General features: G+C 53.0%; 15 protein-coding genes. 9 read left to right on the top strand and 6 right to left on the bottom strand.

What is annotated here, in order from left to right; translation table 11 throughout:
* Positions 1 to 150: 150 nt before the first annotated feature.
* Positions 151 to 402 carry a cadherin-like beta sandwich domain-containing protein gene (locus PAE68_RS09565; RefSeq protein ID WP_281886340.1) on the bottom strand — a complete coding sequence of 84 codons (252 nt, stop codon included), beginning with the start codon at positions 400 to 402 and terminating at the stop codon, positions 151 to 153.
* 240 nt (positions 403 to 642) lie between these two features.
* Complete coding sequence (locus PAE68_RS09570; RefSeq protein ID WP_281886342.1) at positions 643 to 1125, bottom strand: WD40/YVTN/BNR-like repeat-containing protein; 483 nt, start codon at positions 1123 to 1125, stop codon at positions 643 to 645.
* 553 nt (positions 1126 to 1678) lie between these two features.
* On the opposite strand from PAE68_RS09570, the gene PAE68_RS09575 reads away from it, so the two are divergent.
* The 3 genes from PAE68_RS09575 to PAE68_RS09585 are packed head-to-tail and all read left to right on the top strand — an operon-like array spanning position 1679 to position 5137.
* Entirely contained in the window at positions 1679 to 3598 is a 1920-nt protein-coding gene (locus PAE68_RS09575) for a hypothetical protein (protein ID WP_281886344.1), read from the top strand.
* Between the two features lie 30 nt (positions 3599 to 3628).
* On the top strand, positions 3629 to 4666 hold the full coding sequence (locus PAE68_RS09580; protein ID WP_281886346.1) for a ferritin-like domain-containing protein: 1038 nt from the start codon (positions 3629 to 3631) through the stop codon (positions 4664 to 4666).
* A gap of 24 nt (positions 4667 to 4690) precedes the next feature.
* Positions 4691 to 5137, top strand: coding sequence for a hypothetical protein (locus tag PAE68_RS09585; protein ID WP_281886348.1), 447 nt, complete (start codon positions 4691 to 4693; stop codon positions 5135 to 5137).
* A gap of 160 nt (positions 5138 to 5297) precedes the next feature.
* Here PAE68_RS09585 and PAE68_RS09590 read toward each other — a convergent pair whose 3' ends face one another.
* The 4 genes from PAE68_RS09590 to PAE68_RS09605 are packed head-to-tail and all read right to left on the bottom strand — an operon-like array spanning position 5298 to position 8362.
* Entirely contained in the window at positions 5298 to 5882 is a 585-nt protein-coding gene (locus PAE68_RS09590) for a hypothetical protein (RefSeq protein ID WP_281886350.1), read from the bottom strand.
* A 2-nt stretch (positions 5883 to 5884) separates the two neighbouring features.
* Positions 5885 to 6688 (bottom strand): energy-coupling factor transporter transmembrane component T family protein, encoded by an 804-nt coding sequence (locus PAE68_RS09595; RefSeq protein WP_281886351.1) that lies wholly within the window; start codon positions 6686 to 6688, stop codon positions 5885 to 5887.
* The gene (locus tag PAE68_RS09600; protein WP_281886354.1) at positions 6675 to 7556 is read right to left on the bottom strand and encodes an energy-coupling factor ABC transporter ATP-binding protein; all 882 of its coding nucleotides are present in this window, start codon (positions 7554 to 7556) and stop codon (positions 6675 to 6677) included. Before PAE68_RS09600 ends, PAE68_RS09595 begins: the two co-directional genes overlap by 14 nt.
* Positions 7532 to 8362, bottom strand: a complete 831-nt coding sequence (locus tag PAE68_RS09605; protein WP_281886356.1) for an ATP-binding cassette domain-containing protein — start codon at positions 8360 to 8362, stop codon at positions 7532 to 7534. Before PAE68_RS09605 ends, PAE68_RS09600 begins: the two co-directional genes overlap by 25 nt.
* Before the next feature lie 201 nt (positions 8363 to 8563).
* On the opposite strand from PAE68_RS09605, the gene PAE68_RS09610 reads away from it, so the two are divergent.
* The 6 genes from PAE68_RS09610 (at position 8564) to PAE68_RS09635 (ending at position 14036) form a co-directional block, all read left to right on the top strand.
* Positions 8564 to 9391: an Rpn family recombination-promoting nuclease/putative transposase gene (locus PAE68_RS09610; protein ID WP_281886358.1), complete on the top strand. Its 828-nt coding sequence runs from the start codon at positions 8564 to 8566 to the stop codon at positions 9389 to 9391.
* 592 nt (positions 9392 to 9983) lie between these two features.
* Positions 9984 to 10133, top strand: a complete 150-nt coding sequence (locus tag PAE68_RS09615) for a PD-(D/E)XK nuclease family transposase (RefSeq protein ID WP_281886360.1) — start codon at positions 9984 to 9986, stop codon at positions 10131 to 10133.
* Positions 10096 to 10560 (top strand): Rpn family recombination-promoting nuclease/putative transposase, encoded by a 465-nt coding sequence (locus tag PAE68_RS09620; RefSeq protein WP_281886362.1) that lies wholly within the window; start codon positions 10096 to 10098, stop codon positions 10558 to 10560. The genes PAE68_RS09615 and PAE68_RS09620 overlap by 38 nt, the downstream gene beginning before the upstream one ends.
* A gap of 266 nt (positions 10561 to 10826) precedes the next feature.
* Positions 10827 to 12155: an extracellular solute-binding protein gene (locus tag PAE68_RS09625; protein WP_281886364.1), complete on the top strand. Its 1329-nt coding sequence runs from the start codon at positions 10827 to 10829 to the stop codon at positions 12153 to 12155.
* A gap of 100 nt (positions 12156 to 12255) precedes the next feature.
* On the top strand, positions 12256 to 13194 hold the full coding sequence (locus PAE68_RS09630; RefSeq protein WP_281886366.1) for a carbohydrate ABC transporter permease: 939 nt from the start codon (positions 12256 to 12258) through the stop codon (positions 13192 to 13194).
* On the top strand, positions 13194 to 14036 hold the full coding sequence (locus PAE68_RS09635) for a carbohydrate ABC transporter permease (protein WP_281886368.1): 843 nt from the start codon (positions 13194 to 13196) through the stop codon (positions 14034 to 14036). The genes PAE68_RS09630 and PAE68_RS09635 overlap by 1 nt, the downstream gene beginning before the upstream one ends.
* The last annotated feature ends 58 nt before the right edge of the window (positions 14037 to 14094 follow it).

Genomic DNA, 14094 nt, shown 5'->3' on the forward strand with positions numbered 1-14094 from the left:
GAGGTGATGCGCTCCAGCGAAGCGATACTCGTTCATCGTCAGCTGCGGTGGAGAGGTCTATTGGTGCGGCTGGTGCTCTAGACACCGTCATTGTATACATGCCCGTCTGGCCGTTCTGAGCGGTTACCTGCACTTGAATAACGTTGTCGCCTACCGCAGCGGAAGCTCAGGACTTGCTTGACCGCTAGTCAGAGCAACAGGGCCGTGCTTGAGTGTGCCGTTGCCATCGTACACAGCAGCAGAGACTGTTGAGCGGGAATCGTAGACAGCTGCAGTGACCGATGTTGCTTGTGCTTGATGTGGAACAACGGTGCTGTATGTAGTCACTCCTCGTTCGAATGCACGGTTCAAGCTGGCCGAGGTGAAGCTTAACGAGCTCAGCTCTGCATTGCTGTTCAGCACGGAGCCGGATTCGAAGATTGTGCCCTCAATTCCGACAACCAGAAATCGTCCATCGCCATACGCAACCCCATGAAGTAATAACGATGTCGGAAGCTGCTAGTAGCTCCAGTTCATCCCGTCGGTGGAGACAAGCACCGTCCCGCAACCACCTACAGCAACGAAATATCCGTTGCCATATGTAACCTTGAACAAGGAAGCTTGGATGTTGTCAATCGCAGTCCAATCTTGTCCATTCTCCGATTACATAATCATATTGGAACCGACCGCTACGAGCTTGCCGTTGCCGTATGTCAGGCTTCTCAGGTTGTTCGCCGTGATGGAGACGGGAGTCGACCACGTTGCTCCATCCTCGGAGCTAAGCATCGATCCGTTAGATCCGATTGCGGTATATCGACTGCCGGTGTGGACGACCGACACTAGCTCCTCTGTCGAAGTTGACAGTTGCTGCGTCCAGTTTATTCCATCTGGGGAAGACAGGATTGTGCCGCTGGCTCCAACGGTCACATATTGCCCATTGCCATGTACGATGGAATGTAGACGATGTCCCACACCAGAGGTACGATTCGTCCAGTTGACCGCATCAGAAGAAGTCATAATTGCACCGGGAGCGCCGACAACGATATACATTCCGTTAACGGAAGTTCCAGCATCAAGCATCCGCTGATTAGGCTGATTACGCCAATTCGTACCACTCTCAGAGACTGATAAGATTCTCGTGCCCATGACGACGTACTTGCCACCTGCGCGCATTGCGCCTAGCAGCTGACCGTTCATACCATCGGAGCGAACTGTCTAGTTGACTCCGTCCTCGGACGTCAGCACGGTACCTTGAGCTCCACCAGCTACGAATAGTCCGTTACCGTACGTGATCCCCAGCAATGTGTACGAAATAAAGCTTCAGGGGTAATCAAGTGAGAAGCGTTACGCTCCGCTGCCGATCGCAATCATGCGATATTGCTTTCTTCTGCGTATGACAACGTGCAGCTTGCATATGAACATTACGTTATGATCCTAGAGAAGCTTGCGGAGCGTAAGTGCGGATATTTATACGAATAGGAGCTTGGATCAAGGAGCAGGAGCTTTTCATCCAAGGTTTGACGAGTTCAATTGGAAAGCCTCCTTAACGGCTTGTTATTCAAGCCATAATTTTGACAATCCGCTACCGCATTGTGTCGAATTTGGAATTGTAAACCTCTCGAACCTCCTATATAATTAATTTGCTAGAATGTTTTTCCACTAATACTAGATCAAAGGTGATGGAAAGGGAGGAAATGAGTTGAGCTATCTGGACCCGTTGCGCTTGCACTTTGCAGGCAGATTCCAAGCATCCGTATCGACCGTCAACAACGACATCACGCACTACAACAACGCAACCTTCAAGCCGGAGTTTCAAGAGAGACAGACCAAGGATTCTATGAATGGCTGGTGGAACCCGAGAGGGGATGCGGCGTGGCGCTTCATCGGTTGTAATGTCACCTCAGCTTGGCTGGACACCGATGTACCTGCCGAACCGAGCGATGCGATTCATGCGAGCATGGTTGCGGACTCGGACCTTCGCGTAACCGCGAAGCTGGTGGATCTCGATCCGGAGCAGCAGCTTGTGTCTGCGATCTGGGGGCTGGAGGTTCGAATCGTCGATGCTAGCGGGGAGACGTTGCTGCGAGGTCAATTTGAAACCGCTTCCTTCATGGATATCTGGGATCGCGCGGCAAGCGGCGGCGGAGATATCGGGGCAGGCTCGATGTACCAGTCGATTCTATGTGAGCTGGAGTGGGGTGATCTGAGCGCTTCTCCATTCTTGCAAAAGCTCAAGGATGCTTCGCCAGACGGCCTGCTATCGATCAAATTCAACGTGGACGGCTACAACATGGACTACAAGTCGCCAGAGTTCACAAGAGGCCGTGTCGTCGGAACGATCGGCCCTGCGTCCGCGACAGAGCCTGTACATGCGGTAAGAGGCCGGCAACTCATGACCGATTCGGCGCAGCCGCCAGGCAACTTCTTCAAGCCTGCAGGTGGCATTAACTTCTGTACAGCTGTCGTCCAGGAGCAACAACGCAAGATTACAATAGACCTCGGCAACGCGCTGCCCACGACAGTGCCGGGCGGTCCGTTTACCGATCTTGGGGCGCTTACGATCGCTTACGAATCGCCAACCTCCGAAGAGCAATGGATCACCATCGACACGATTCCTTACCTCGAAGAAGGCTGGTATGAGCGCACAGGCGGCGTCATTGATCTCCCTGTGAGCCGTACGCTAACCGATGCGGAGCTTGCTGCGATTCAGTCTAGCCGATTAGGCCTGCAGCTGGAGCAGTCTGGGACGACGAAGCTAGCCATCGCTGAAGCACCGCAAGGCTTGTTCCTGCGACCGGATCAATTCGTCTACCGATTCAATCCGGGCGATGAGCATCAGGTGAGCCTGATCGCGACCCAATACGGCAAGCCGCTCGCTAACGCTGCTGTGCAGCTGGAGCTTGATCCGAGCATGCTGCAAGCGCCGTCAGATCCTGGACAGCCTCAGCCGGGCGAGCCGGCGAGCGCGGTGCAATTCAAGGAGTCAGTCGTCATGACGGATCACAACGGCATTGCGGTCGCTACGATCCAAGCGAGCTCCCCAGGTAATCCGCGCGGGTACATCGACGGGCAAGTATACGGTGTGCGTGCGAGCTTCAAGGATACCCCTGCTGGCACTCCGGTGAACCAGTGGAATTTCATCAGCTTGCTCGTATGGGATGACTTCATGTCGGATGAACCGCCAGTATGGTACGGAACGCCTGCGGGGTCGCTTCAGCCGATCTTCCAACAATATGCGAACCTGTATCCGGTCATGGATCGATTCTTGAACTTGGCCGACTATGAGGACGTGTGCAAAAATCGCAGACTGCTGCTGCTCGCCTTCGGTCTTGATCCTGACAATCCGAACGCGATGCCGGTCACAAGAGATATGTCCACAGCGAAGCTGACTACGATTCTGCGCTGGTTGAACGAGGTCGGGCCTGACGGCAAGCCGCTGCTCGGCAAGCTCCAAGGCAACGCGGACGCCAATCCGACAGGAGCATTACAATCGACAGCGGCATCCCAAGAGGAGACTGGCAAGCCCGTATCCGCTGAGGCGACCAAGCAGGGCGGTAAGGCTACGGCCGCCGCACGACGTCTCTCTGTGCTCTATCCGGAGAAATATACGAAAGCGTAGTAAATTCATGCGTTCGACGAGGAGGAAGTCATGATTCTATTAAAATCAGAAACCGTAAAGAACATTCATACGGTTGAGGGATTACGGCAAGCGGTGCAGCAGGCCATCGAATTAGAGCATGCGACCATTCCGACCTATCTCTATGCGTTATACTCGCTGAAGGCTGGCTCGAATCAGGAGATTCGCCGCTTGATTCTATCCGTTGTTGTTGAAGAAATGCTGCACATGTCGCTCGCCTGTAACATCTTGAACGCCATTGGCGGCACGCCGGTGATCGATGACCCGAGCTTCATTCCGAAATATCCGGGACCGCTTCCGGGCTCGGTCGAATCGGGCTTAATCGTTCCGCTCGCGCCATTTTCTATAGAGCTTGTGAAGGATGTATTTATGGTCATCGAGGAGCCTGAGCAGCCGTTAGACTTCCCGGTGTTGATGAGTGAAGCGGATGGAAAAATAACAATTGGTCAATTTTACCAGGCGATTGCCGATCAGATTAAGGCGTTGGGTGACGGGATCTTCACCGGGGACGAATCGAAGCAGGTCGTTAGCTCGTATTGGCCGGATGAACTGATCAAGATCACCGATGTCCAGTCGGCGTTGCACGCGATCGACATCATCGTTGAGCAGGGCGAGGGAACGTCCACATCTCCGCTTGATCTGGAGGGTGACTTCGCTCACTACTATCGTTATGCTGAGATCTTCCACGGCAAGAAGCTGATTCTGAACCCGGATGCGAAGCCAGGCACGCCTCACGATCAGAAGTACATCTACGGCGGTGATCCGATTCCATTCGACCCGGCTGGCGTGCTGCCTCTTATCGAGAACCCGAGCGCTGCCTCCTATGCGCCTAATTCCAAGGCGCAGTATGCGAATGACACCTTCAACTACACGTACACGAGTCTGCTGCGATCATTGCATGCCACCTTCAATGGGCAGCCGGATCGATTGAAGACGGCGATCGGATTGATGGAGTCTCTCAAGCTTCAAGCGCTGGACTTAATGGATATTGATCTTGGTAACGGCAAGCATGCAGGTCCAAGCTTCGAGTACCAGCCATTCAACCCATAGCAGTCGTATAAGGAGGGCTAATACATGAGAAAGCTCATGTTCCCGCTTCAATTTCATCGCGAGCCCAGTCAAGCTGGGGGCACCGAGCCTCCCGCAGTGGCGAAGAGTATACGGATGGATACGATCGTGACGGCAGAAGGCGTCGAGGTTCAGCTCGAGGAGCTGACGGGTCAGACAGCCATCATGTCCAACGAGGCGCAGCTGAACCATGACCAGACCTTGTTCTTCGAGTGGGGGACGATCCAGTTTGCCAATCCGGCGAACACGTTGAAGTTCTCGAGCATTGGAGCGGGGATGTTGGTCGGTGAGGCGGACGCGGAAGGATTCACCCCAGGCGTCGTACTCTGGCGAATTGACGGAGGAACCGGATACTTCCAAGGGGCACACGGTACGATTACTTCGAATTTCTTGATTAACTTGGCAACGAATGAACTGATCGATAACCATTTCTACGTCGTGTATGTTCCGTAAGAAGGCTGCAACTACAAGCGAGCCGTCCGCAAGAACGGGCGGCTTGCTATACAATTGGCTTGGATGGTTTATTCCCTTCTGAGTCTCAGGTAATAAAAACCCACCTTCGGCCGTGAAACCATTGGGTGGGTTTTTACTTTCTCTTGTTGCTTGAGGATCACTATCGCATTCTGGACAGCGGACCTTGCAGCCTCCTAAGCGTAAGTGTGACGACATCGACCCAGATCCAGCTGTATACAATTGTAAAAGCATAGATCGAGAGCGCCTCTGTAAGCTGGAACATCGTCGAAGTATCCGGTCCGAGAATCGGATAGCTGAAGATGTAGGCTAGTGCTGCGATCCCGCTCCATAGGATGAACCCGGCGAACGCGACGATCAATAGTCGGCGCTTCAATAGTCGTATGCCTGTTCCGAGACCAAGTCCCAGCAGTCCAGTCGTGAAGGCGAATATGATCAGCTCGCTGGGCTGTATGAGCAGCAGAAGGGCATTGCTCAGGATGTATGCAAGCAGCCCTTGCTTGATCGAGATCGCAGCGATCATGGCGATCGGGAACGTAGCCAATACGCTGATCGCGACCCCAATGCCGGGCAGCAGCCCGCCAGCCGCCTGGAAGATGACAGCCAGTCCAATGTGAAAGGCGGTCAGTACCGTTAACCGCACAGGCCTCGCGAGAGCGGTCTCGCCAATGACCTCGGCATACGCGCGTAGGTTATTCCAGCCGTAACGTCTTATAGGTCCAAGCATCCTTATTCCTCCAATCGTATCATGACGATGTACTGCGCAGCTGCGATGCACAGCAGCAACGTATCGCGCCAGCTCCAATACAGTGTAACTCTGGACGTACGCGGTCGGGTCGGCGTGTAGCCTCTAGCTTCTATCGCCGTCGCTAGTGCATCGGCCCGCTGGAAGACGGCTATCGTCATATTGGATAAGAACGCCAGCATGGAGCGCCACCTTCTGCCCACGTTCCAGCTCTCGTAATCGGCCCCGCGTGCCTTCAGAGACTTGAGCATGCGCTCTAGCTCGTCGATGAACTGCGGGATATACAGAATGGCGAGCTCCAAGGTGAAGAGTCCTCTCGACACGGGCACGTGCAGTCGTTCGAGCGGACGCAACAGTCGATGTAAGCCAGTCAGCAGCGCTTGCAAAGGGGTCGTCATCTTCATTAGCTGCAGCACCGTAATGATCAGGATCAGCTTCAAGGCGTACAGCCCGAACACAGCGAACCCCTCCGACGTCAAGCGAAGCTCCCACCATGACCACCACACCATTCCGTCCTGTTCCTTCCATATAGAATAGACGAGTAGCAGCGTTATTAGCGGCCACAATCCCTTCACATCTTGCCAGAAGGAGCGTAATGGAATGGTTGACACACTTATCGCCAGAACGGCAGTAGCCGTGAGCAGCCCCAGTGACTTGAAGCCGGGTGACAGGGCGATTGCCATCGTGTTCAGCACAGCGAACGACAGCTTGCTTCGAGGATCGAGACGATGCAGGAACGATTGTCCGGGCTCATATCGGTAAGCGAGTAGTTGCTTATAGCTGTTCATGCAAGCTCTTCCTCCGTAATCGTGACTGTGCGACGTATTGTTTCACCTGCTCGATCAGGTCGCGCTCCTTCACATGCTCGTGTCGGAATGACGTCGTATGCTCCAGACGCTGCACGAGCCGCATCATCGGCGGCAGCTCGATGCCGACCTCTTGGAGCTGGTCGGCGTAGTCCAGCACACGGATCGGCGCTATATCCAGATGCACGTGTCCTCCGCGTAAGACGACGATTCGCTCCGCATAATCAAGAGCTTCCTCTAGTCGGTGGGTGATGTACAGAATGGTGCAGCCGTAGGCTTGATGAACCTTCTGTAACACATTCAATAGCTCCGACCGTCCTTCAGCGTCCAATCCTGCAGTGAATTCATCCAGCACGAGAATACGTGGCTCCTGTGCCAGTACGGAGGCTAATACTGCCTTCCGCTGGAGGATGCCGTGCAGTGTATACAGCGGTCGATGTGCATGTGATTCATAGGGCAAGCCGACCTCGTCCAGCACTTGCCGCGCCTTACGCCTAGCTGCCGCTACAGTGACTTCAAGCAGATTCAGACCGGCCATTATATTATCCTCTATCGTATCTCCCAGCGTCGCGTAGCCGTTATTTTGGAACACATATCCGACGCGCTTCCTTAACTCGCGATAATTCCTCTTGCTCCGCTGCACGATATGTTCACCGACTTGTAGGTGACCCTGCTGCGGAATGATCAGCGCATTCACCATCTGGGCCAGTGTAGACTTGCCGCTGCCATTCGGCCCCATCCAGGCGACGAATTGTCCGGACGGAACGGTCAGGTCCAGCTCGCGAATGATCGGCTCATCGTGCCGATGGCCGGGATACGTGTAGCTTACTTGCTCGTAATGAATGTGCATAGCTGCTCCGCCATTTCATCGATATGTAAGGTGCTTCTCAGCTCAGGGCATACGGCTTCGTCGACAAGCTCTACATGAAGACGGAGCATGAAGGGAGGACGGATGCCAGCCTGATGTAATAATGAAGTGTGCTGTGCAAGGCTCATCGGAGCACCTAGATCTATCAGCTCGCCTTCATGGAGGATGAGAACTCGGTCTGCGGACAACGCCTCATCTAAATTATGGGTGAGCTGGATGACGGTATGTCCGTGCTCCTGCAGGTCTGACATCAGCCGCTGTAGCTGCTGTCTGCTCGCCGCATCCAGCATCGATGCCGCATCGTCCATGATGATGACCGCTGGCTTCATCGCGAGCACGCTTGCAATGGCAAGCCGCTGTTTCTCCCCACCGGATAGCTGCTGAGGAGAGACTTGGCGCTTCGTCTGCAGCCCCATGAGTTGAAGCGCCTCTTCGATCCGTTCTTCCATAACCGCCAGTGGCAGCTCCAGCTGCTCCAGTCCGAAGAAGATATCATCCTCCACGGTTAGTCCGATGTATTGATGGTCGGGATTAGGCAGAATCAGACCTCGACCTTGCGCGCTATTCAGCTGAACGGTGCCTGATGTAGGCTGAAGCAAGCCTTGCAGCAGCTTCGCCAGCGTCGATTTCCCCGAGCCATTCCGGCCAACGACTGCCACCCATTCTCCTGGGTAGAAGTCTGCGGATACAGCATGTAGCAGCGGAATGCCGACAGGAGTGGTATAGCTGACCTGCGCCAGACGCATCACTGGGATCGGGAGGTGATGCGAGGTATGTGAAGCGTTCATAGGCGGTGCCTCCTGAGTGGGATGCTTACGATTCATTGTACCACTATCTGGGGAAATTGGAATATGTATTGGTGTAAGATTTGGATAGAGAAGTCAACAACACACTGCCGTCAGCTACAGTGACCAGAGCACGAATGAATCGATCTATGGACGGTGAGTATGGTATAATAGATCTGTTAATGGAAGGAGCTGAGACGGGCTATGGCAGAGCTGCTCGATCCGAAGGTAGACTTTTTGTTCAAGCGTATTTTCGGTAGTATAGAAAATAAAGATATTCTCATCGCATTTCTAAACGCGACCTTCATGAACAGCGGCGAACCGCCAGTGACAGACGTTGAAATTCTAAATCCATATATAGATAAATTAGCGCTTGACGATAAGCAGTCCATTCTCGATATCCACGCCAAGACCGCGGATGGAAAGCTGGTTAATATCGAAATCCAGCTTTTTAACCGTTACGATATGGAAAAGCGGACGCTCTATTATTGGAGTAAAATGTTCGCAGCCCAGCTGACGGAGGGTAAGCCGTACAAGGACTTGCGCAAGACGATCGCGATTAATATCGTAAACTTTGCTTACGTAAATAATGAACGATTCCATAACGTGTTTCATTTGCGAGAGGATCATACAGGCATCGTGCTGACGGACTTGATCGAGATCCATTTTTTGGAGCTACCGAAGCTGGAGCAGCAACGAACAACCATGAACAATAAGCTAGTCAAGTGGTTGCTATTCTTAAAGGGTGTACAGAAGGATAGATGGGAGGAATTGGCGATGAATGAGCCGACACTGCGCAAGGCGATGGATACGCTGGAATTTCTAAGTCAAGATCGGGAAGCGCGGCAGCTCTATGAAATGCGGCAGAAGGCGCTACACGATGAAGTGTCGATGATTGCAGGTGCGAAAGAGGAGAAGGCGTTGGAGGTTGCGAAAAATTTGTTGAGCATGGGGTTAAGTATCGAAATGATCATACAAGCAACAGGGCTGAAAAAAGAGGAGATTGAAAAGCTAGACAACCCCATCCAATAATGGGAAGTGCTTGCGACTAATGTCGTGAGCACTTTCTTTTTGTAGCTTTCACCTTACTTAAGATGAAGAAAAACGTAAACATTCAAACCAGAAGGTTGATCCAATGTTAACAGAAGTAGTCCCAGTGGGTTCACTTCGATTACAATTTTTTTAATTGGTATAAACGCGAGCTTGTGGAACAGGTCATCCAAAGAATATTGCAGCATGATACTGCTCCTACTCTGTATAATAGGAATGAGCCATTCGGCAAAAAAATGAAGGGGACACGTTGCCGCTCATTGACTTATCCGGAGTTACGATGGATGAATCTTATTTGGAGGTTCTATATGGATCTTATTGGAGGATAGAGGCTACATGCAAGCCCGTCCTATAAGACACTTGAGATTAGGTGAACGTGCCTTTGTTGCTCTAGGAAAAATGTGAGGAGACTACGGAGGAACGGAAACATTAACCCCAGCGTTTGATATAGCGCTCTTGTATTTGATTCGAACGAAATCAGTCATACTCTACTGAATGCAGAAGCATGATATAACGTATGACAGATTGAATGAAGACCCGTAGATAACGAGTCGTATTTCTAAACGCGACCTTCATGAACAGTGGCGAACCGCCAGTGACAGACGTTGAAATTCTAAATCCATATATAGATAAATTAGCGCTTGACGATAAGCAGTCCATTCTCGATATCCACGCCAAGACCGCGGATGGAAAGCTGGTTAATATCCCTTGCTTACGTAAATAATGAACGATTCCATAACGTGTTTCATTTGCGAGAGGATCATACAGGCATCGTGCTGACGGGCTTGATCGAGATACATTTTTTGGAGCTACCGAAGCTGGAGCAGCAACGAACAACCATGAACAATAAGCTAGTCAAGTGGTTGCTATTCTTAAAGGGTGTACAGAAGGATAGATGGGAGGAATTGGCGATGAATGAGCCGACACTGCGCAAGGCGATGGATACGCTGGAATTTCTAAGTCAAGATCGGGAAACGCGGCAGCTCTATGAAATGCGGCAGAAGGCGCTACACGATGAAGTGTCGATGATTGCAGGCGCGAAAGAGGAGAAGGCGTTGGAGGTTGCCAAGAACATGCTGGATGAGGGTCTGGGCGATGACCTGATTATGAAGATCACGGGTCTTTCGGAAGTAGATAAAGGATACGTTTGATGTGTACTACGAGGCATTGAAATGCGCATCCCAGTATGACTTTGATCTTGAGATCTATTCGGTATAATATACATTAAACGCACGCGAGTACACCCCATCCCCCGCGCCTAACCTGAGGCGCGGGGGATTTAACATTTCCCCGAAGTCCGTCGAAATTTCAACCCTCGATCAAAGGATTGTCACCTCGGCAAATCGGACCCCCGGCAGTAAGATTAAGGAGAAGGAACCGATTCCGATTCCAACTGATCGAAAGGGGATATAAACAAATGAGTACTTTCAAAAAATGGACGGCCGCAAGCGCGGCGATGGTGTTAGCAGCATCCCTCACTGCATGTAGCGGAGGCACGACAGAGCCATCTGGCTCCACCGCGAAGCCAGCGGAAGGCAACGCACCGACAGAGGCGAAGAAGGAGGAGCCGATCGAGCTGACGTTCTGGTCGCTCGGGACGAACGGCTACGAGAAGCTCGCTGAGGATTACAAGAAGGTCAATCCGAACGTCACGATCAAGATCCAGAACACGTCGGACCAGACGGCGCACCACAACAACATGCTGACGGCGTTGTCGGCTGGCAAGGGCGCACCGGACATCTTCATGCTCGAGATCGCGTTCCTTGAGAAATTCATGGAAGCGAAGGATAAGTTCCACAACTTGAACGACCTCGGCGCGGGCAGCATGAAGGGCAACTACCTCGACTGGAAGTGGAAGCAAGCTTCCTCGCAGGACGGCAAGTTCCAGCTCGGTCTTCCGACTGATGTAGGTCCGACGGTCGTCTACTACCGTGCGGATCTGCTCGAGGCGGCAGGTCTACCAAGCAAGCCAGAGGAGCTGCAGAAGGAGATCGCGACGTGGGATAAGTTCGCTGAGACAGCGAAGAAGTTCAAGGAGAAGACGGGTAAGCCGTTCACAGATATTCCAGGCCTAATGTTCAACGGTCTGCGTGACCAGGGCAGCGACATTTATTTCAACGACAAGGATGAGTTCATCGGCGACAAGAACCCTCAGATCAAGAAGGCGTACGACTTCACGGTGAAGGGTATTAAGGAAGGCTGGGTTGGCAACTACGTGCTGTGGACACCAGAGTGGGCGAAGGCAACGAACGACGGCAGCTACGCGGTCATGCTCGCACCAGCTTGGATGAACGGCGTCATTAAGGGAAACGGCAAGGACACATCGGGCAAGTGGAGCATTACACAGATGCCAGAGGGTGCAGGCAACTGGGGCGGCTCGTTCTTGTCGATCCCGAAGGAGTCCAAGAAGCAGAAGGCAGCCTATGACTTCATCGCTTATGTGACGAGCAAGGAAGGCATGATGAAGTCGTACAAGGAGAACGGCTTGTTCCCATCGATCCCGGCGATCTATGACAATCCAGAGTTCAAGGAAATGAAGGATCCGTTCTTCAACAACCAGCAGACGTCGATCCAATACGCAGAAGCTGCGAAGACGGTTAAGCCGATGCGCTACGGCAAGCTGCACGATGCGACAGACAGCTTGATCAAGGAAGCGCTGCAGAACGTGCAGGCGAAGAATGCAGATCCAGAAGCCGAGTGGCAAGCGGCACTCAAGAAGATTCAAGAGCTCGTGAAGCGCAGCTAATCACCATATCAGAATGATATATACCAATGGGGCAGGCTCACCGCTGCAAGCAGCAGTGAGCCTGTCGCCATTTCGGATCGAACGAGGGAGGGAACCAGCGATGAACTCGAATACAGCCGTACCAACCGCTTCATCTACTGTACGCCCGTGGCTCACAGAGAAAGTAAAGAGCCGGCTTGCGGCCTACTTATTTATTTCACCATTCTTCTTGCTGTTCGCCGTGTTCGGCGTCTATCCGATCTTCTTCACCTTCTACCTGTCGCTGTACAAATGGAACGGACTTGGAGAGATGAAGTACGTCGGCCTGCAAAACTTTCAATTCGTGCTCGAGGACCCTACCTTCTGGGTCTCTGTCGGCAACACGTTCATCATGGGCGCATTGGGCACCATTCCACAGCTCTTCCTGGCGCTCATGCTTGCAGTGGCCTTGAATTCCGCCTTCATTAAAGGGGTCAAACTATTAAGAGCGATCTACTTCCTGCCGAACATTACGTCCATCGTCGCCGTCACCCTCATCTTCAGCGCCGCCTTCGCGAACGAGGGGATGTTCAACTATCTCGTCTCGCTGATCGGTCTAGGTCCGTACACGTGGAACGTGGAGAACTGGCCGCTCAAGATCGCGGTGGCGATCATGGTGCTGTGGCGCTGGACCGGATATAACGCAATCATCTACCTCGCTGGGCTGCAGAGCATTCCGACCGACCTGTACGAGGCCGGCCGCATCGACGGTGCGAACAAGCGTCAGCTGTTCACGTACATTACGGTTCCGCTGCTGAAGCCGTTCATCATCTTCACCGTGCTGCTCTCGACGATCGGCAGCCTGCAGCTGTTTACTGAACCGTACGTATTCCTCAGCCAAGGCGGCTCCGGCTCGACTCGCTCCGAGGGCATTACGATGGTCATTTACTTGTATTCCGAGGCGTTCCGCAATTCGTTCTTCGGCACAGCTGCGGCGTCTGCGGTCATTCTGTTCTTCTTCACCATCATCTTCTCGCTATTCAATTCTTGGGTATCTCGCCGGATCGGAGGGGACGAATAATGCCAGTCGGAGAAAAGCAAGGCATCATTACACGCACGCTCACGTACATCGTCCTGCTCGGCGGAGCGTTCCTGTCTGCGTATCCGTTCTATTGGATGCTCGTCATCGCGACGCGTACGCGCGAGGCGGTGTACAGCATGCCGCCCGTATTCCTGCCGCAGGGTGAATTCGTCACGAACCTGACGAACGCGCTGCAGAAGATCGTGTTCTTCAAGGCGCTGTGGAACTCCTTTGTCGTGTCGAGTGCGACGACCGCCTCGGTGCTGTTCTTCTGCTCGCTCGCCGGCTATGCGTTTGCCAAGTACGATTTTCCGGGGAAACAGGCGCTGTTCCTGATCGTCGTCGGAACGCTGCTCGTGCCGCAGCAGCTCAGCGTGCTGCCGAACTACATTCTGATGGCGAAGCTGTCGTGGATCGACTCGTATCGTGCGATTATCGTACCGGGGATGGTATCGGCATTTGGAATTTTCTGGATGAGACAATATATTCAAGCGAGCGTCCATAACGAGCTGCTGGAGGCGGCGCGCATCGATGGGTGCAGTCACTTCTACACGTTCTGGCGCATCGTCGTGCCGGTCATCGTGCCTGCGTTCGCGACGCTCGGCATCTTCACGTTCCTGAATACGTGGAACGACTTCTTCTGGCCGCTCGTCGTCCTGAAGAACAGCGAGAACTTCACGATCCAGATCGCGCTGCAGGGCTTGTTCGCACGGAATGACTCGATTGACTACGGTATGATCATGTCCGCCACGTTCCTCGCGACGCTGCCGCTGCTCATCGTGTTCATGCTGTTCAGTCGCTGGTTCATCTCGGGCCTGACGAGCGGAGCTGTCAAAAGTTAACGGCAACCGACGACGGGATGAAGAAGGAATACGCTTCCTCCGCTGCGAATACGTATGG

The organism is Paenibacillus sp. YYML68, from assembly GCF_027923405.1.
Taxonomy (GTDB): domain Bacteria; phylum Bacillota; class Bacilli; order Paenibacillales; family NBRC-103111; genus Paenibacillus_G.